Source organism: Noviherbaspirillum sp. FW303-A3, assembly GCF_058788695.1.
In genome coordinates, this window is sequence record NZ_JBYTAZ010000001.1 from 335,366 (window position 1) to 353,682 (window position 18,317).

Sequence of the window (18,317 nt, forward strand, 5' to 3'; positions counted from 1 at the left end):
ACTGCCCCTTCAATGCATGCCGCCATCGTGCGATGCGCCCTTCTTGGGCTGATTGACCATTTCCAATGTCATCTGTTCAAAGCGATGGATCGTCCCGCCTTCCTTTTTTGCGAAGGCTTCGGCATCCGGCAGGCTGGCAAAGGAGCCGAAGGTGACTCCCATCGATCCGGCCTTCTTGCTGCCGACGACGTAATACGCCGCTTTCGCGTCGACCCAGTGCCCCTCGGGGCGCGACCAGTCCGCCTTGCCCATGTCCTGGACGAACACGCCGGCAACCGGCCGTTTCTGCTCCGGCGCAAGCAGCATGCCGAACAGTTCGACCAGGTCGCAGAAGAACTCGGGCGCGCCTTCCTTGTAGTGGATCTGCGCCTTCGGCCCCGGATAATCCTTCAGCACCATGCCGTCCAGCGCACAGGCGGTTCCCTGGTCCGGCTCGACGGCAACGGCCTGCGCCACTTCCTTGCCGCAGGCTGCCAGCAGCGCGACCAGGACGATCAATGCCGGCTTGCGCAGAGCGGATGTTGTTGCTTTCATTTGAATCTCCAACGTGCAATCAGGAATGGGGTGGCGATCCAGCCGAACATGATGGCGGTCAGGATCATGGGATCGGTCAGGCGTTCGGGCATCACGGTAGCCAGCCCGTACATGGATTGCACCTGCTCCGAGCTGAAGATGTTCAGCAGGCGGAACACGTCCGCCGGGTTCAGCATCAGCAAGGCGCCGAACATGCTGCTGCCCAGGCTGCCATTGCTCACGACGAGCGCGCCTGTCAGCACCAGGTCGAAAATCAGGACGAAGAAGAACCAGAGCGCAATCGCGATTCCCGACGCGCGCATGCGGTCCGAGGCCAACACCGACACCAGCAGCGACAGGCTGAGGAAGGCCATGCCCATCAGAATGGCGGAGAACACGAAACCGGCATAGTGGTAGACGTCGTTCACGCTCAACTGCGACGCCATCGGCAGCAAGCCCGCGCCAAAGCCCGCCAGCGTGGAAACCGCGAGGGCGCCGGACAGCCCGATGTATTTGCCCAGCAGGATTTCGAAGCGCGTGATCGGCATCGACAGCAACAGCTCCATCGAACCGCGTTCGCGCTCGCCGATGATCGCGTCGTACCCGAGAATGAGCGAGATCAGCGGAACGAGGTAGATGACCAGGCTGACCAGGCTGGCGATCGTCACGTCGATGCCGCGGAATCCTACCGTCCCCTGTTGTGCCGTACCGAAATAGGCAATGGCGAGCGCGAACAGGGAAAAGATCAGGGCCACCGACAGCACCCAGAGGTTGCGGATACGGTCGCGGAATTCCTTGCCGGCGATGATGCGCACCTGGGCGCAATCGAAAAGCTTATGCATGCTGGCCTCCATAGCCAAGGAACAGGTCTTCCAGCGACGGTTCGCGGATGCTGATGTCGCGCACCGCATGCGCCATCGTGGAGAGCAGCTGCAAAACCGCCACCTTTTCCGAAGGCGCGCAGGAGATATGTGCCACGTCTTCGCCCATGCGCATGTCCAGCCCCCCCGTGCCGAAAAACGCGCCATGCATCTGTTGCTGGTAGCCCGGATGAAGGCTGACCTCGATCACCGACGGCAGCACTAGTTGCGCACGCAATTGCGCAATGGTGCCTTGTGCCGCCACACGGCCCGATGTCAGGATGACCAGCCGGTCGACGCGCTCCTGGATCTCGGCCAGGATGTGCGAGGTGATGACGACCGTAGCGCCCTGCGACTGCACCTCGCGGAGAATGCGGTAGAAGTCGTGGATGCCCTCCGCATCGAGGCCGTTGGTCGGCTCGTCGAGGAAGATGAGGTCAGGGTTTCCCAGCAAGACCTGCGCGAAGCCGAGACGCTGCCGCATGCCCTTGGAATAGCCGCGCACCCGGCGGCCGGCCGCATCGCCGAGGCCGACCCGCTCCAACAGTGCATCGCATTCGCGGCGCGGCACTTGCTTGAGGTCGGCAAACAGGCGTAGCACTTCCAGTCCGGTCAGGTTGTCATAAGTGACAAAGTTTTCCGGCAGGTAGCCGATACGGCGGCGCACCTCGCGGAATGCCTTGCTGCCGGTTGCTGCGCCGTGGACGTGGACCTCGCCTGCCGATGCAGGAATCAGCCCGAGCATCAGCTTGAACAGGGTACTCTTGCCCGCGCCGTTGTGGCCGATCAGGCCGAACATCTCGCCTTTTCCGACGGTCAGGCTGACGCCGTCAAGCGCCTGTACGTCGCCGAAGCGTTTGGTGACTTCAGTCACCTGAATAGGGACGTTTGTCATTCCACTTTCTCCAATCCTGATTCAAGGGACGTGTGCGCGGGTTCTTGTCCACCACACTGGGCGCACGCAGCACCGGGAACTGGCGTGCCACAAAACGCAGCGTCTGGATCGACGGGCTGGTCAGCAACAGCTTGAGCAAGGGATACTGTCCGTTGAGCCGGTCCACGACGTCGTTGGCCTCGTACGGGATATCACCCTTGCCATTGCCATCCTGGTCCCATCCGCTGTAATTGCTCCAGTAATTGCCCTGGTTCTTGCCCCACTCCACATCGCGTGAGGCGACGTACTTGACCTGCTGCCGGTTGTCGATGAAATCGTTGCCGTCGACCTTGTTGTTGCCCGAACCTGCAGACAGGTGGACACCGACTTCGTTCCCCGTCACCAGGTTGGCGCGGACGACGTTGTACTCTGCGTCATAGATGAAAAAGCCGCGGCCGTTTCCCGCCACGATGTTGTTCTCGACGGTCGAATCCTGGATGGTGCGCAGCATGATGCCGTGGTCGGTGTTGCCCCAGGCGATATTGTTGCGTACGGTGAGGTCCTTCACCTCCATCAGCGCCAGTCCGCCGCGGTTCATGTACACCTCGTTGTTTTCCCACACGCTGTTGTTGGTGTTCATGTAATGCGTGCCGTAGCGCAGGTGATGGATGCGGTTGCCCCGGAATACGGATTTGCGCGACAAGTCGACATAGATGCCGTCGCGCGCATGGCTGATGTGGTTGTCAAGGACCTTGGCGCCGGCCGAGTTGTACAGCTGGATGCCGTTGCCACGCGCGGCGGTCTGCAGGTCGCGCCGGCCGACAATCGTATTGCGCTGGATGAGGGCGTCATCCACTTTCTCCAGCCAGATCCCGAACAGGCTGTGCACCACGTCGCAGTCCTGCACCACTGGACGGTGGGCGCCCGGTTCAAAGTAAATGCCGGAGTTCTGCGCGGTCTGGTCGATGCCGCTGTCGCGCACGATGATGCCCTCGATGGTCACATCGCTTGCGCGCACCCGGATCACATCGCCGGAGAAACCGCCGCGAATGGTCGGCCGCCCCATGCCGCGCAGGGTCAGCGGCTTGTCGATCACGACATGTTCGGCGTACTCGCCGCGCGCGATCTCGACGGTGTCACCCGCCTTGGCCGCACTGACGACAGAGGCGATCGAACCGCCCGCTTCCACTTTCAGGACGGCTGCGCAGCCAGTATTGGCGGCGAGCCACAATGCCGCCAATACTGCCATCCTGCAACCGGTTTTCCTGTTGTGTTGCAATTGCATTACTCCTGTCGTGCTGCCATTTGCGCCGTCTTTTCGGACAGGTTCCGCCGCACGCTTTCGAGCGGAATGAAATAGCCCTTGCCGTCAATGGCGGTCAACGGAAGGCCCTGCTTCTCGCGCACCTTGCGTTCCTTGACCAGCGGCGGGCAGGCATGGTCATCGTAATACATCACCATGCAGTCCAGGCACAGCAGGCATTCCTTCTGGTCGATATTGCCTGCCGCATCGATGGCATGCGAACCGCAGCCAGCCGCGCAGGCATGGCAAGTCTGACATTCGCTCTTGCGCTTCAGGCCGAACAGCCGGAACTTTCCGGGGATGGCAAGACCGGCGCCAAGCGGGCAGATGTACTTGCAGTACGGCCGCTCGCTCAGGATGGAAATGCCGAGGATGGCAGCGACGAACAGCACGAAGGGCCAGGACCGGTTCCATGCGCCGACCAGGAAGGTGGTCTTGAACGGCTCGACCTCGGCCAGCACCTCCGCCGTCTCCATCGAATAGAACGACACCAGCACCAGCACGGCGAAGACAACGTACTTCCCCCACTTCAGCTTGTCATGCAGCTTTTTCGGCAGCAGCGTCTGGAAGCGTTTCAAGCCAAGCCACTGGCCGGCCTTGAAGGCCAGGTGCTGCAGCGAACCGAACGGACATACCCAGCCGCAGAACAATCCCCGTCCCCAGATGGCGATCGTGATGATCATGAACCACCAGAAAATGAAGATGAACGGATCGGACAGGAACAGTTCCCATTTCCACTGATGGATCAACGAATGGAACCAGGTCATCACCTGCGTGATGCTGGGCTGCGCCTTGAGGTAGAAGCCGATGAAGCCGACGCTGAGCACCCACAGCACCGTGCGCGGGATCGAGATCCACGGCTTGCTCTTGCGGTTGGATGCGCGCACCAGGCGGTCGCGTTGCGAATAGATCAAAGCGGTGGCGCCGAGGATCAAGACGAACAGCACGATTTCCAGCACGCGGCCGTTCCAGATCGCCTTCCATGCGGCTTGCGGCCTTTCCACATGCGGCCTTCCGCCTTCGAGGTAGCGTGCCGGCAGCCAGTATTCGCGGTCGAAGTGCGCGAAGGTCCTGGTGCCCTTCTGCGTATCGATCTTGTTGGCGAGGAAGCTCAGGTCCCAGGGGTACGCCGGATTGAAGTCGGCCGAGCGAAGGATGAAGATCGCCGACTCCTTGAATGCCGGTGTGCCGGCAGCGGCCAACTGGTACAGGTTGAAGTAGTCGGTGTCGCGGAACGTGAAGGATGCCGGGTCTTGCCGCACCTGGATGCGGTCGTAAATGCCGCCGCGGACGAAGCCAGATCCCTTGAATGAAGACTGGCCGTTGGCGACGATGAAAATGGCATGTTCGTTCGGCTTCAGGTCCTGCATCAGGCTTGCATAGCCTTGCTCGCCGAGGACGCTCCTGCCGATCGCCGGCACGTTCAGGTAACCGAAATACATGTCGATGTACGGCTCGCCGTTTTCGATGCCGCCGGCATCCTTCGGCTCCACGCGCAGGTGCTCGATGCTGCCTTCCTTGACCATGGCATTCCAGTCGAGCTTCTCGTTGACCGCGGCAAAACGTGCGGGCGGACGCGGCTCTGCCTTGATGATGCCCACCTGGCGGGCAATGTCGTAGGCGCTGCGCGAAATGACCTGGTTCTCGGCAATGGCTGTCACGGTTGCGCCGCTGATGCCGTCGAGTCCGGTCACGCCGCTGCGGCCCTGGCCGATTTCAAGTTTGGCGCCGGCGCTCTTGCCGTGATACTGGTGAATGAAGGTCACCAGCACCGATTCCGGAATCCCGGCCAGCAGGATCGGTTCCGAGTGCTTGAGGATCTGGATGCCGGTAATGACACCGCGCGTATCCATGCCGATCAGCGTGACGATCGGCTTGCCGGAATAAGCGGGAATATCGACGATGTCCGTCGACAGGAATACGTAACCGACCACGCGCTTCTGGCCGTTGTCGTTTACGTATGCCTCGACGTAGGTCGGCATGCCTTTGCGCTTCGAGAATTCCTGCGCGGCGGGCATGACGTCCTTGCATGGCGCTTGCGCACACAAGTCGGGGCCGTGCAGCAGCTCTTCAGAGAGCACGGTGTCGTACATCGACGCCAGGGCGGCACGGGGAATGGAGAAAAATACAATCAACGCTGCCATCAGCACCAGCAGGTGCGGCAGCAGTCGCGCGCGGTCAAACCTGAGTTTCATATGCGGATGGGGGAAGAAGTTCGGGACTAGGCCCAGCTCCCTTCTCCCGCAGGCGGGAGAAGGGTTGGGGATGAGGGGGATTGCCAAGGCCTCTGGAGGTCATGCGAACTCCCTCACCCCTGCCCCTCTACCGCCTGCGGGAGAGGGGAACTACATTAAGCTTCCACCAGGAACCGGCTGCGCATTTCCAGGTGCAGCGCGTGGCAGAAGTGCGTGCAATACAGCCAGTACGCGCCCGGCTTGTCAGCCTTGAAGGTTACCGATTTGGTTTCCTGCGGGTTGACGATGAAGTTAATGTTGTAGTTCGGGATCGCGCAGCCGTGGGCCAGATCCTCGATCTTGTCGTGGTTCGTCAGCGTGAGCGTGACTTCGTCACCCTTCTTGACCTTGATGATCGGCAGGCTGAACGACGGTGCCTGGGACATCATGCGCACGTGCACCTTGTTGCCCTTGCGCTCGATGCCCATGTTCTCCGGCGTGACCTTGTTCGCAAAATCGTCCAGGTTGTAGATCTTGCGGGTCTTGACCACGTCGCGCTTGACGATGATGCCGTCGTGCGGTTCCGGATACGCGGTATGGTCGGCGATCAGCTTCATTTTTTCGCCGCTGATGTCGAGCAGCTGTTCCGTTTCGGGATGCAGCGGGCCTACCGGCAGGAAGCGGTCCTTCGAGAACTTGTTGCCGGAGTTGAAGTACTTGCCATCCGCTTCCTTGGTTTCGCCCATGGAGGCGAAGCCGTGGCCGGGCTGGTAATGCACGTCGATGCGGTCGACAACGTATTTCGCGGACTTGTCGCCCTTGGTGAATGCAATCGCCTTTTCCACGTTCCACTTGACGACCTGGCTGTCGAGGAACAGCGAGGTGTAAGCATTGCCCTTGCCGTCGAAACCGGTATGCAAGGGGCCGAGGCCGAGTTCCACTTCGGCGACGACAGCATCGCGTTCCTTGGCCAGTTCGCCGGCGAACCACTTGTGCACCAGTGCCAATTCGATCACGGTGCCCGTCGGGGACAACTTGCCTGCGCAGACGAAGTACTTGCCGTCCGGGCTGGCGTTGACGCCGTGCGGGTTCTTGCCGACAGGGACGTAGCAGGTGACGGAGGTCTTCGGATCGCTGTTGGCTGCCTTGCGGCCGTCAACGACCGGCACCTTCGACTTGCCGATGGTGGTGAACTTGCCTTCCTTGACCAGCTTCTCGATGCGCTCGACGTTGAGGAACACGCAAGCATCGTGTTCGGACGACATCATGCCGCCCAGCTCTGCCGAGTTTTCAACGTTGTACTGGTTGGATGCCACCAGCTTGCCGTCGTAGGAGGTCGCGGTCAGGTCCATGTTGCCGTCGACGCGCACTTGCCAGCGGACTTCCATGGTCTCCGCATCGACGCAGGAGAACAGCGCACCCCACTTGCTCGGATCGTCCAGGTCGCGGCCATCGTTGGGCAGCGGGCAATGGAACTCGGCGCCGCAGAATACGCGGGTGGTGTAGTTGATCTTTTCATCCACCGGATCGCGCTTGTCCGGGAAGATGCCGTGGAAGCCCATCACATTGGGCAGTTCGGTGATCTTGTCGACTTCCATCGTATCCATGCGGATACGGGCGACGCGCGAGTGGATCTTGTCGTTGACGAACAGCCAGCGGCCATCATACGTGCCGTCCTTGTAGCTGCCGTGCACGTGGTGGGTATCGCCGGTCGTGTACTTCAGGCTGCCATCGGGATTGGTGCCGATGATGGCTTTCGATTCATTGGTGATGCCCCAGCCGACCATCGGGTCGATGTTGAACACCGGGATACGGCGCAGTTCGCGGCCTGAAGGAACGCCGATCACGCGCACCTCGCCGGAGTGGCCGCCGCTGGAGAAGTGATAGTACTCGTCCAGCTGGCCCGGTTGCACTTCGTGGCCGCTGGATGCATGCCCCGGTGCGGCAGCGGTAGCCGCCGCTGCAGGCTTGGCGTCGTCCTTGCAGCCTGCAAGGCCCATGGAAACGCCAGCACCGGCCAGCCCCAGCAGCGCGCTGCGGCCGAGGAAACGCCTGCGGTTTTCCATCACCGGCGCGTCTTGTGTATTGAGGTCCTTCTTGTCCTTGCCCATTAGATTTTCTCCGACATGTTTACTACCAAGAATCAAATGTGGAAACGTCGATTTCCGTCCCAGTGCACTACTGCGGGGCATTCTGCGATTTGATTCATTAAAAATACATGATATGTATCAAGATTCCGGGATACGCTTCGGCAAGCTTTCGATGGGAAGTTCAGGGAATTTTCCGTGATGCACGACGAAGCGCCTGCGCGGTTGGAGAACCGCGAAGGACAGCGGGCGGGAATGGAGGGAAGGAATTAGCCGGGAGACGGGATGCCTGCAGCGGACGACAGGTCAGACTGCACGGTCTGCGCTATTTGCGCGGTGATGGCCTCGACCTGTTCCGGGTCGAAGTCAGAGTGGTAACGTTTCTTGACGCCATGCTCATGCAACTGGAGATACCAGCGCGGAGCGATATCGTGACGCGCCAGCGCACTCTTGACGCAGGCGAGCACGCAGCCGTCGATGCCGACAATCGGCCGCCCCGACCTGGCGATCTTGAGCAGATGCGGCACGTCGCCGCCGACCCCGGCAATGCAGGACATCTCGGCAACCCCGAGCCGGTCGAGTTTCAACGCAACCTGGTTCGCCGTCTGCGCTGCGCTGGAGCATCCCGAACAGGAGTACACCAGCGGCAGACCGGGATTGCGGGAGGCCATTGGCAATCAGGAATTGCCGTTGCCGCCGCCCGGTCTGATGCGGCCGAAAACCCGGGAGGGTGCCAGCTTGCCGAGTTCGAACACGGGCAGTTCGATGGCGTCGAGCGTGTTCTTCACCAGCAGGCCGAGCTCGGTGTCGCCTTCCATCGAGAGACGGCGGCTGAAGAACAAGGTGTCGGGGTCTTCCTGGCGGCGTGCCAGCAGCAGGAAATCATGCGCGCTGGCGCCGATGGTAAGGTCCGGCTCGCCCTGGCTGCTGCCGGCGGCAAAGCGGCTGCCATTCCACACGAAGTCGAAGGAAAGGCATGCGTCGGTCACCTTGATGCGCAGCTTCTTGCCCGACAGCGACTGCTGCACGTCGGCCGGCAGGTTGCTCTTGAGCGCGAGGTTCAGGCCGGTCGCAAACAGCAGCGATCCGGGATAGGCCGGCAGCAGGGACAGGAGCTTGCCTACGGGTTCAGGCAACAGAAAGCGATTCGGGGTCATGTTTTACCTTTAATCTAAACGGCCTTATGCCACCATGCGGTCGAGGCCGGGCTTGCCATGCCAGTAGCCGTTGCACGGCTGCTCCGGCATCAGCGCCTCCATCTGCTTCAATGCATCGGCACCGGTCAGCTTCTTGTCCAGCACGTCGCGGAACAGGCTCGCAATGCGATCGGTATGCTGCGCCTGCGGACTGATGCGCGCGACGTCGACACCGAGGGTTTCCATCGCGCCGAGTTCGTTGACGAGGTTGTACACCAGCGCCGATTGCGTCTGGATGCCGTTGAGCGTCAGGAAATGCTGGCTTTCGCGTGTCTTCAGCGGCAGGCCGTCCGGATATTCCATGCAGGCGAACTGGCAGTCATCCTTGGCCAGGTTGCGATGGCGGGCCGTGAAGCAGCGCGCCGAGAATGCGAGCGGCATGCGGCCATAAGCGAAGACCTCGGTCTCGATGTCGGCAGGACGATCCTTCTGGATGTGCGACAGGCCGGTGCGGCTCATTTCGAGCGGCATGACCCAGCGCTTCGCACCCGTCTCCGCCATGAATTGCAAGGTCGGCGCATTGAAGATGTTCAGGTGCGGACCGGCGACGAAAGGCGCCTTGCCTGCGACACAGTTCACCGCGCCCATGTCATTGGCTTCGACCGTGAATCGGCCGTTTTCGGTGATCCGGTGCAGCGTACCCATGTCGGTCTTGGATTCCAGCAGCGCCTGCGTGGACAGCACGACTTCCTTGCCGGCGGATGCCAGCATGTCGGCGATATCGATCCAGTCGGACAGGCGCAGTTCGCGGCGGCGCGAGCAGACCGCTTCACCCAGGTAGACGATGTCGACCGGGGCTTTTGCCATGGTTTCGTAAAAATCGAAAACGGTATTCTTCGGCCAGAAATAGAGGATGGGCCCGAGAGAGAGCTTCAAAGTATTTCTCCGTTACTTCCAGGGACGGTGATAGGCGCCCAGCGTGTGCTGCTGGCCTTCCGCCACCTTGTTGAGCTCCGACATCCAGAGCGGCTTGACCGAGTAACGCTGCGTGCTGTCGAGCGCATTGTCGATGGCTTCGCGCCAGACCTTGGTCACTTGCGCAACGTATGCCGGGCTGCGCTGGCGGCCTTCGATCTTGATGGCCTTCACGCCGAGGGCGAGCAGTTGCGGCAGCAGCTCCAGCGTGTTCAGGCTGGTCGGCTCCTCGATCGCGTAATAGCTTTCGTTGTTGACGTCGAAACGGCCCTTGCACAGCGTCGGGTAGCCGGCGTTCTCGCCTTCACCGTAGCGGTCGATCAGCACGCCGTTCAGGCGCGACTCGAGTCCCTTCGGCGTCTGTTGCCAGCGCACCGCCTTGGCGGGCGAGCAGACGCCGTGCGTATTCGGCGCTTCGCCGGTCACGTAGGAGGACAGCGCGCAGCGGCCTTCCACCATCACGCACAGGCTGCCGAAACCGAACACTTCGATTTCAACCGGCGTGTTGGCGGTCACATGCTCCACCTGCTCCATCGACAGCACGCGCGGCAGCACGGCGCGCTGGATGTTGAAACGCTTGTGGTAGAAGTTGATTGCTTCGTAGTTGGTCGCGGAACCCTGTACGGACAGGTGCAGGCGCAGGTCCGGATACTTGGTCGCCGCGTATTGCATCAGCGCCGGGTCTGCCAGGATGATGGCATCGATGCCCGCCTGCGCCGCACGATCAACGGCGGTGCGCCACGGCGCCCAGTTTTCCGCCTGCGGATAGGTGTTCAGGGCGAGCAGCACCTTGCTGCCCTTGCTGTGCGCGTAGCGGATGCCTTCCGCGATCGCGTTGTCGTCGAAATTCAGGCCCGCGAAATTGCGCGCATTGGTCGCGTCGCGGAATCCGAGGTAGACACAATCGGCGCCGTTATCGACGGCTGCCTTCAGGGCCGGCAGGCTTCCCGCCGGCGCCACGAGTTCCATCTGGGTTGTAGGTTGCTGCACGAGTTCTTTCCTGGAAACAGGTCAAATGATTCGCCGCTCAGGCAGGCGTCGGGTCCTTGTACACCATGATGGGCGTGGTTTCGGGTTTGGGTTCGGGGCGCTTGCCCGCCAGGAGGAATTCAACCAGCTCGCGTACCGAGCGGATCTCGCTGCCGAACGGCAGCTTCTCGGAACCGCGGAAGAACAGGCCGCGCTTGACGTCGCCGGCCAGCGCAAACGCCAGTTGCGTGTCGATGCAGAACTGCCCCGCCTTGGCGATGCCGTCGCGCAGGCCGCACTGCGCGAGGCAGTCGAAGCCGACGGTGCACTGCTTCGGGCCGGCCTTGCTCTGCAGCTTGGCTTCCTTGTCGAGGTAGTTCATCAGCCACGGCGTGCGCACGCCGCGCGCCGGCAGGCCGGCCACGCTCATGAAGGTGACGATGTCTTCCGGCTTGGCTTCGGCCAGGATCTTCTTGAAGTTGATGTGCGCGTCGCCTTCTTCAGTGACGGCAAAGGCGGTGCCGAGCTGGATCGCGCTGGCGCCCATCTTGAACAGTTCGCGCACCTGCTCGTGCGAATTGACGCCGCCCGCTGCAATCAGCGGAATGCGCTCGCGCTCGATGCCGAGTTCCTTGAACAGTTCCAGCGTGCCTTCCAGCACGGCGGGGAAGGCGAAATGCGGCGCATCCACATCTTCCGGCTTTGCCGCGCCGAGGTGACCTGCTGCGAACTTCGGGTTTTCGATGACGATCGCATCCGGCAGACGGTTCTTGCGCATCCACTTTTTCATGATGAGCGAAATGCCGCGCACGTCCGACAGGATCGGGATCAGGGCGATGTCGGGATAGTCGACAGTGAGTTCGGGAAGGTCGAGCGGAAGGCCCGCGCCGACGACGACGGCATCGATGCCGCTCTCGCAGGCCTGCTTCACGTAGGACGCGTATTCCGCGACCGCACGCATGATGTTCACGGCGACCATGCCGTTGCCGTCTGCGATGACCTTTGCTGCCTTGATTTCGCGGTCGAGCGCGATCAGGTTGACGCGGTCGATGAGTTCCTTGTTGCGCGACTTGCCGGTCTGCGCCATCAGGTCAGGATGATGACGGCGCAAATCCACGCTGGAAATGGTGCCGATACCGCCGAGGCGGGCAACGTTCCCGGCGAGCCTGTGTGCGGAAACACCGACGCCCATGCCTCCCTGGACAATAGGAAGCAGGGGCCGACCCCTGACGTTAAAAGTATCAAAAGCAGTCTTCAGCACAGAGGTCCTTCCAGTTCCAGTAAGCAACGACGGAATGTAGCAAATGCGAAATCCAATTAGTTTGATCTCAGTCAAGTAATCCGGACTAGGCGGCATTGCAAAAAGATTGTCCGGCATTTATGGCAATTTTGATCACTTTAGTCGCGAGCTCACCTTGCATTCCTTAACCTGAATCAAGGATTGCCATTTGACGCCGGAGTCACAATCCGCTACACACATCCTCCCGCACAGAAAGACCGAAATGGAAACAATTTCCCGCCACCTCGGCACTGATCACAAGCGTTGCGACGACTTTTTCGCCCAGGCGGAAACGGCGGTAGCAGCAACCTTGTGGACTAATGCCGAATTGGCAATGAGCGCGTTTTGCGAAGCCCTGGAACAACATTTCGCCATGGAAGAACAAGTCCTCTTTCCTGAATTCGAAGAAGCCGTCGGCAGCCGCGAAGGCCCGACCGCGGTCATGCGCATGGAACACGGGCAGATGCGCGAGATCCTGTCCATGCTGAACGAATGCCTCGGCAAGCGGGATGCAGACGGATTCCTCGGCTACTCGGAGACACTCAACACGCTCATGCAACAGCACAACATGAAGGAAGAAGGCATCCTCTACCCGATGACCGATCGTGTGCTGGATGGACAGCAGGAAAAGATCATCAGCACGATGCGCGGGATTGGAGTCGCATCGTGAGCGCAGAGCAACCCGACCTCGAGATCGACGTCTGCGGGCTTGAACCGCCGGAACCGATGGAGCGCGTGCTCGACGCGCTCGGCAGACTGCTCCCGGGCCAGCGCCTGCGGGTGCTGATCCCGCGCGAACCTTATCCGCTCTATTCCATCCTCGACCGCAATGGATACCTGCACGAGACGACGTGCCGCGAGGATTTCCTGTACGAAGTCCTGATCTGGCCAAAGGGCGCATAGGAATGCAGCGCGTCCTTTCCTTCGAGCAGACGCCGTCGCTCGCGGTGCCGCTGCGGTTCTTCCTCACGGCGCCCGCGTTCGCGATCCTCGCGGGTGTGCTGCTGCTCTGGAGCGGGACGGACATGTTCGTATCCCGCTGGACGCCGGAAACCCTCGCCTTCACCCACCTGCTTACTCTCGGCTTTCTCGGCATGTGCATGATTGGTGCACTGCTGCAGATCCTGCCGGTGGTGGCAGGAATTGAAATTCCGTACACACGTCACACCGCCGCCTGGGTCCACGGCCTGCTCGCCACAGGAACGGCGGCGCTTTCAGCGGCCTTCCTCGCGGGGTCGCCCGCGGCATTCAGGATTGCCCTGCTCCTGCTCGGCTCCGCGTTCGCCTGGCTGCTGATGAGTCTTCTGCGGCGTGTATGGACAGCACCGCACGCGGCGCCGATGCTGGTCGCCATCCGCCTGGCACTGAGCGCCCTCGCTGCTGCTGTCGCGTTCGGCGCCGCAGCGGCAGCCGGCTTTGCCTGGCCGATCCGGTTGCCGCTGCTGCTGATTACCGACCTGCACGCTTCCTGGGGATTGCTTGGGTGGGTCGGCCTGCTGGTCGCCGGGGTCGCTTACCAGGTCGTGCCGATGTTCCAGGTGACGCCGGTTTATCCGCAGTGGATGACGCGCTGCCTCGCATGGACAGTCTTTATCCTTCTCGTGCTGCGGACGGCGGCATCCCTGCACAGCGATCGCCTGGAACCGTGGATCACCGCCCTGCTGGTCCTCGCATGGAGCGTGTTCAGCGCAACCACTCTTCATCTGCTGCGCCAGCGCAAGCGTCCGAAACCGGATGCCACCACGTTTTTCTGGAGAACCGCGCTGGCGAGCGTCCTGTGCGCAGCCCTCCTGTGGGCCGCGGCGGCAGCCATTCCCGAAGTGTCGCAGCATCCCGCCTATCCGCTCGCCACAGGCACGCTGCTGATCGTTGGCTTCGGCTACTCCGTCATCAACGGCATGCTGTACAAGATCGTGCCCTTCCTCGTCTGGTACCACTTGCAGAACAAGCTGGCGGGCGGCAGCAGGAAAACACCGAACGTGAAACAGATCCTTCCCGACAGGGATGCGGAGCGCCAGTTCGAATTGCATCTTCTGGCTCTCGTGCTGCTTGTCGCCGCCACGCTTTTCCCCGCATGGCTGTCGCATGCCGCAGCACTGGCCTTCATCGCATCGTCTATTTGGCTCTGGCTCAATCTGCTGAAATCAGTGCGGACGTATCACGACATGGGCGCGTACGCTGGAACCGCCGCGAATTCGAACCACGTCTGCTGAACCCGGTACGCGCAATGCAACCGGATCCGAACTTGCGCGACTTGCGTCCTGCCCTGGCTGACCTGCATTCAGGATACTTTCGAGGTGTCTACCACAATTGCATCATATGAATTGCTAGCGTTTCGCATCCCGCTTGCATGGGCCTTGAGTGCCCGGAAACTAATGCCACGATCATCCCCCAGCAAAAAGGCGTGCACGCCGCGCGCTTTCCAGCTGCTCAATTGATCCTCAGCCCGTGGAATCGCGCAAAATTTGACCTTGTGCCGATCGCATGCATCCGCGATCCTGGCGATTGCCCCCTGCACCTCTGGATGCAGCGGCTGTCCCGGTACGCCATAGGACTGAGACAAGTCGATCGCACCTTCCAGTACCAGGTCGATACCGGGAACGGACAAGATCGATTCCAGGTTATCAACCCCCTCCCGGTCCTCGATCATCGCCACCACCATGACCTCGGCATTGGCCCGTTCAAAGTACGTCGGCAGGTCGATTGTGCCGAAACCGGTGGTGCGCCCGCCACTGATGCCGCGACACCCCAGAGGATGGTAACGGCTGGCGGCGACCGCCTGTTCGGCATCAGCCCGTCTGCGCACATGGGGCACGACGATCCCCAGCGCGCCGCAGTCCAGTGCGCGCAGGATGATTTCCGGCGCGGCATCAGGCACCCGGACCAGCGCAGTTATGCCGGCGCACTCGGCGGCCCGAACCATGTTTTCCAGCGTCTCAAGATTAACGCAGGCATGTTCCATGTCCAGGATCACGAAATCGTAACCGGCGTAGCCGATCATTTCGACCACCAGCGGCGACGGAATCGAATTGAGCAATCCAAACACCGTTTTGCCGTCGGCGAGCGCGCGCTTAAGCTTGTTCGTGTGCAGCATGTGAGCCCTCTTCTACCGGCAAATACCATTGCAGCGGGTGCGGGTGCCGCAGGAAGTCGTGGTGCGAAATGTGCCATGCATACGCGCCTGCGTACGGAAATACAACCAAGTCATTGCAGCGCACCATCTCGACTCGCACATCAAAGGCGAGCAGGTCTTTCGGTGTGCAAAGCTGCCCCACGACGCTGACCATTGCATTCGACGCCGCTGGACGGGAAAATGCATAGGGCCAGGCATCGACCGGCAGCACATGGAAGGGATGGCTGTGCCCCTGCGCATAAGGCGTACGGAAATGGTGCGAGCCGCCCCGGCCGACCAGAAAGGTTTTGCCGTAACTGCGCTTGATGTCGATGATCTGCATCACATAGTAACCGCAGGCTGCGGTGAGATAGCGGCCCAGTTCAAAGCGCACCCGGACTCCGGGCAAACCGTTCCGATCCATCAATGCCGGCAAGGCACTACTGAAAGCCGCCCAGTCGAATTGCCGGTCCGTCCGCCGGTAATTGATGCCGATGCCACCGCCAACATTGATCTGATCGATGGTCAGCTGGTATTGCACGCACCATTGCCGTACCTGGTTCAGATAGGTTTCCAGCAATTGCAGATGCGCTTGCGCGTCGAGCTGATGCGACAGCAAATGGAAATGGAATCCGCGCAGCCGGATCTCGGGATACTCATGCAACCATTCCAGGCATTCCGGCAACTGCTGCGCAGAAATGCCGAACGGCGTCGGTTTCCCTCCCATCATCAAGCTGGTTTCACCAAGATTGTCGAGTGCCAGGTTGATCCGCAGCAGAACGCCCTGCGTCTTGCCTTTGCGCTTGAGGATTGCGGCCAGGCGCTGCAATTCGTTCAGGCTTTCCACATGCAGGCAATCGACACGCTGGTCGACCGCAGCGTCGAGTTCGCTATCGATTTTTCCAGGACCGCTGAATATCACCGGCGCATCGGAAAAATGCTCACGTACCCATGACAATTCGCCGCCGGATGAGACTTCGAAGCCGCATACCAGTGGTGCCAGCGTCTGCAAAATCGGCACCTCGGAATTTGCTTTGACGGCATAGAACAATTCACATCCCGCCGGCAGGGAGCGGGCCACGCGAGCGGCATGGCGGCGCAAGCCTTCAAGATCGTAGACATATGCGCACAAAGGGGCGCTGGACGTGGATTGCGCGGCACGGATGCTTTCGAATATTTCGGCCAGTCTCAATTCCACGTCTTACCCTCCGCAAGCGAACCCATCGGGTTGGTCACCGGCAGGTAGGTCGTGGCACGATCCGCGCGCTTGAAAAAGCGGTTCAGCAGGTTCGTCTTTCCGGGAAACGGTTCGCCATCCAGCAATGCTTTGATGCGATGGGCAGAGTGCGCATCGCCGTATTGGTTTTGATACGTATGCAGATGATGCCGCACTATCGACCACATGTGCTGCCGCAGACGCGGATTGCCCGCGCCGATCTGGCTGATCGCTTCGCAGAAATTGTTCACGAACAGGCAATAGGCAATGCGCTTCCATCCCAGTTCGTTGCTATACCAGAGCGATTCGCGCGCGCGCGGACTCACATCCTGCAACTGCTGTTCGCTATAACGCTCCTTGACGAGCTTGACGCCTTCGAAGTCGCGCAGGAATACCTGCTGTGGTCCGCCCTCGGCCACACCGATCACCACATTCTGCAGATGCGGCTCGAAAATAACGCCATGCACGAAGTAACAATGCAGCACCGGATACATGACTTCCGCGACATAGCGTGAAAACCATTGTTCGATAGCTTCTTCCGACGACAAGGACCAACGCTGCTCCATGCGCATCCGCAATTCACGCATGCGCTGCTCGCCATGGACATGGTTGCCGAACAAGGCACCGGCCAGCAAAGGTGTGACGCCCGGCTGCAGTACCTCGTTGAAGCTGCGCCGCAGGATCATGCCGAAACCTTCGGTCACTTCTTTGTCGAGTTGCGCGTCGTTCTGCTTCAGGTCCACCGAGATGAAAGCAGGCTCTTCCAGCACGCGGACGCCTGGGAACTGCTGCTGCAACGCCGGCATCAGTTCGCGCATGACACGCGTAACTTGCAACGCGCCTTCCAGTTCGTACACAGCATTTTTGCGTACGCAGTTGGTGATCCGGATGTTCAGCGAACCTTTATAGAAGTACGGATTTTCCGGGTGAAACAGCGTACGGATCGATGAGGTCGGATAATACGCATCCCCTTGCGGTCCGAGATCACGGATACGATCAGCGCGAATCGCCTGGGCGATGCTCTCGTGCTCCAGCAGGTAACGTGCCTGCCACGGATGGGTGGGGATCAGCGCATATTCATCGCCGGCAGCGAGGCCAGCGGGCGCCTGCTGCGCGATGATCTGGTCGCAGGATGCGGAGAGTACCGATTGCTGCAGCAGGTATTCGCGGCGCACCGCGAAATAATGCAGGGGAAACTTTGCGCCCATTTCCGGTGAATAGCGCAGCATATCGTCATGGGAAACGCCCTGCCGGCTTTTCGGCGCCGGGTGAAAGGGATGACCGAAGACCAGCGATTGCTCGGACTCGATGAATGCCCGCAGGGGCTCTGCTGCAAATGGTCCTGGACGTGCCGATTGCAGCACCGCCGTGGTGACCGTCACGCTGTCGCGAATCTGTTCCATCAATTCGCCGTTCGGTGGCGTGTCGGTTTGCAAGGACAATTCGCGAAGCAGCAATCCGGTCAATCCTTCCCAGTCGACCAGGTCCCATGGCTTGGCCGGTGCTTTGCAATAGAACGGCGACAGGTAGCGGTAATTGCTGGTAGCGGAGATTCCTTCGACAACTGTCAGCAGCCGTGCGCCGGTCAACGGCAAACGGATATGCATGGTACGGCCGCCATTGTGACGCAGCGCCATGTGGACTGACTGCGGCCAGTCGTTCTGGCCAAACAGCGGACCGACATCCAATTGCCCCTGTGGCTGTGCCACTTCGCGGCAATAGCAGTTCAGCAGCGTTTCCATGGAACGACGGCCGGCTTCCTGCCGCGCCATCAGTGCGGGATCGATGGCGTATGCCAGATTATTTGCTTGCATGATTT

At 60.8% G+C, this 18,317-nt stretch carries 17 protein-coding genes; 3 read left to right on the forward strand and 14 right to left on the reverse strand.

Going from position 1 to position 18,317, the window contains the following annotated elements; translation table 11 throughout:
* Nucleotides 1–9: 9 nt before the first annotated feature.
* The 11 genes from AC3WOY_RS01565 to AC3WOY_RS01615 form a co-directional block, all read right to left on the reverse strand.
* Nucleotides 10–534 (reverse strand): nitrous oxide reductase accessory protein NosL, encoded by a 525-nt coding sequence (locus AC3WOY_RS01565; RefSeq protein WP_492420621.1) that lies wholly within the window; start codon nucleotides 532–534, stop codon nucleotides 10–12.
* Nucleotides 531–1,355: an ABC transporter permease gene (locus AC3WOY_RS01570; protein WP_492420622.1), complete on the reverse strand. Its 825-nt coding sequence runs from the start codon at nucleotides 1,353–1,355 to the stop codon at nucleotides 531–533. Before AC3WOY_RS01570 ends, AC3WOY_RS01565 begins: the two co-directional genes overlap by 4 nt.
* On the reverse strand, nucleotides 1,348–2,268 hold the full coding sequence (locus AC3WOY_RS01575) for an ABC transporter ATP-binding protein (RefSeq protein ID WP_492420623.1): 921 nt from the start codon (nucleotides 2,266–2,268) through the stop codon (nucleotides 1,348–1,350). Before AC3WOY_RS01575 ends, AC3WOY_RS01570 begins: the two co-directional genes overlap by 8 nt.
* Nucleotides 2,240–3,532: a nitrous oxide reductase family maturation protein NosD gene (locus AC3WOY_RS01580; RefSeq protein WP_492420624.1), complete on the reverse strand. Its 1,293-nt coding sequence runs from the start codon at nucleotides 3,530–3,532 to the stop codon at nucleotides 2,240–2,242. The genes AC3WOY_RS01575 and AC3WOY_RS01580 overlap by 29 nt, the downstream gene beginning before the upstream one ends.
* A complete protein-coding gene (locus AC3WOY_RS01585) occupies nucleotides 3,532–5,745 on the reverse strand; it encodes a 4Fe-4S binding protein (RefSeq protein WP_492420625.1) in 2,214 nt (737 codons plus the stop codon). The genes AC3WOY_RS01580 and AC3WOY_RS01585 overlap by 1 nt, the downstream gene beginning before the upstream one ends.
* Before the next feature lie 155 nt (nucleotides 5,746–5,900).
* The gene (gene nosZ, locus AC3WOY_RS01590) at nucleotides 5,901–7,835 is read right to left on the reverse strand and encodes a TAT-dependent nitrous-oxide reductase (protein ID WP_492420626.1); all 1,935 of its coding nucleotides are present in this window, start codon (nucleotides 7,833–7,835) and stop codon (nucleotides 5,901–5,903) included.
* 245 nt (nucleotides 7,836–8,080) lie between these two features.
* Nucleotides 8,081–8,482 (reverse strand): putative zinc-binding protein, encoded by a 402-nt coding sequence (locus AC3WOY_RS01595; RefSeq protein ID WP_492420627.1) that lies wholly within the window; start codon nucleotides 8,480–8,482, stop codon nucleotides 8,081–8,083.
* 6 nt (nucleotides 8,483–8,488) lie between these two features.
* Entirely contained in the window at nucleotides 8,489–8,968 is a 480-nt protein-coding gene (ubiT, locus tag AC3WOY_RS01600; protein ID WP_492420628.1) for a ubiquinone anaerobic biosynthesis accessory factor UbiT, read from the reverse strand.
* A gap of 24 nt (nucleotides 8,969–8,992) precedes the next feature.
* Nucleotides 8,993–9,883 (reverse strand): ubiquinone anaerobic biosynthesis protein UbiV, encoded by an 891-nt coding sequence (gene ubiV / locus AC3WOY_RS01605; protein ID WP_492420629.1) that lies wholly within the window; start codon nucleotides 9,881–9,883, stop codon nucleotides 8,993–8,995.
* Nucleotides 9,884–9,895: 12 nt separating this feature from the next.
* Nucleotides 9,896–10,891 (reverse strand): ubiquinone anaerobic biosynthesis protein UbiU, encoded by a 996-nt coding sequence (gene ubiU / locus AC3WOY_RS01610; RefSeq protein ID WP_492429137.1) that lies wholly within the window; start codon nucleotides 10,889–10,891, stop codon nucleotides 9,896–9,898.
* Nucleotides 10,892–10,949: 58 nt separating this feature from the next.
* The gene (locus AC3WOY_RS01615) at nucleotides 10,950–12,083 is read right to left on the reverse strand and encodes an NAD(P)H-dependent flavin oxidoreductase (protein WP_492420630.1); all 1,134 of its coding nucleotides are present in this window, start codon (nucleotides 12,081–12,083) and stop codon (nucleotides 10,950–10,952) included.
* A gap of 310 nt (nucleotides 12,084–12,393) precedes the next feature.
* Between AC3WOY_RS01615 and AC3WOY_RS01620 the strand changes: the two genes are divergently transcribed.
* The 3 genes from AC3WOY_RS01620 to AC3WOY_RS01630 are packed head-to-tail and all read left to right on the forward strand — an operon-like array spanning nucleotide 12,394 to nucleotide 14,383.
* A complete protein-coding gene (locus tag AC3WOY_RS01620) occupies nucleotides 12,394–12,840 on the forward strand; it encodes a hemerythrin domain-containing protein (RefSeq protein WP_492420631.1) in 447 nt (148 codons plus the stop codon).
* Entirely contained in the window at nucleotides 12,837–13,073 is a 237-nt protein-coding gene (locus tag AC3WOY_RS01625; protein ID WP_492420632.1) for a DUF2249 domain-containing protein, read from the forward strand. The genes AC3WOY_RS01620 and AC3WOY_RS01625 overlap by 4 nt, the downstream gene beginning before the upstream one ends.
* Nucleotides 13,074–13,075: 2 nt before the next feature.
* Nucleotides 13,076–14,383 carry a hypothetical protein gene (locus AC3WOY_RS01630; protein WP_492420633.1) on the forward strand — a complete coding sequence of 436 codons (1,308 nt, stop codon included), beginning with the start codon at nucleotides 13,076–13,078 and terminating at the stop codon, nucleotides 14,381–14,383.
* A gap of 68 nt (nucleotides 14,384–14,451) precedes the next feature.
* On the opposite strand, the gene AC3WOY_RS01635 is transcribed toward AC3WOY_RS01630, so the two are convergent.
* From AC3WOY_RS01635 to AC3WOY_RS01645, 3 genes are read right to left on the reverse strand one after another with little or no spacing between them, the layout of a single operon-like run.
* A complete protein-coding gene (locus AC3WOY_RS01635; RefSeq protein WP_492420634.1) occupies nucleotides 14,452–15,264 on the reverse strand; it encodes an HpcH/HpaI aldolase family protein in 813 nt (270 codons plus the stop codon).
* Nucleotides 15,242–16,480, reverse strand: coding sequence for a type III PLP-dependent enzyme (locus AC3WOY_RS01640; protein WP_492420635.1), 1,239 nt, complete (start codon nucleotides 16,478–16,480; stop codon nucleotides 15,242–15,244). Before AC3WOY_RS01640 ends, AC3WOY_RS01635 begins: the two co-directional genes overlap by 23 nt.
* Nucleotides 16,471–18,312 (reverse strand): IucA/IucC family protein, encoded by a 1,842-nt coding sequence (locus AC3WOY_RS01645; RefSeq protein WP_492420636.1) that lies wholly within the window; start codon nucleotides 18,310–18,312, stop codon nucleotides 16,471–16,473. Before AC3WOY_RS01645 ends, AC3WOY_RS01640 begins: the two co-directional genes overlap by 10 nt.
* Between the last annotated feature and the right edge of the window lie 5 nt (nucleotides 18,313–18,317).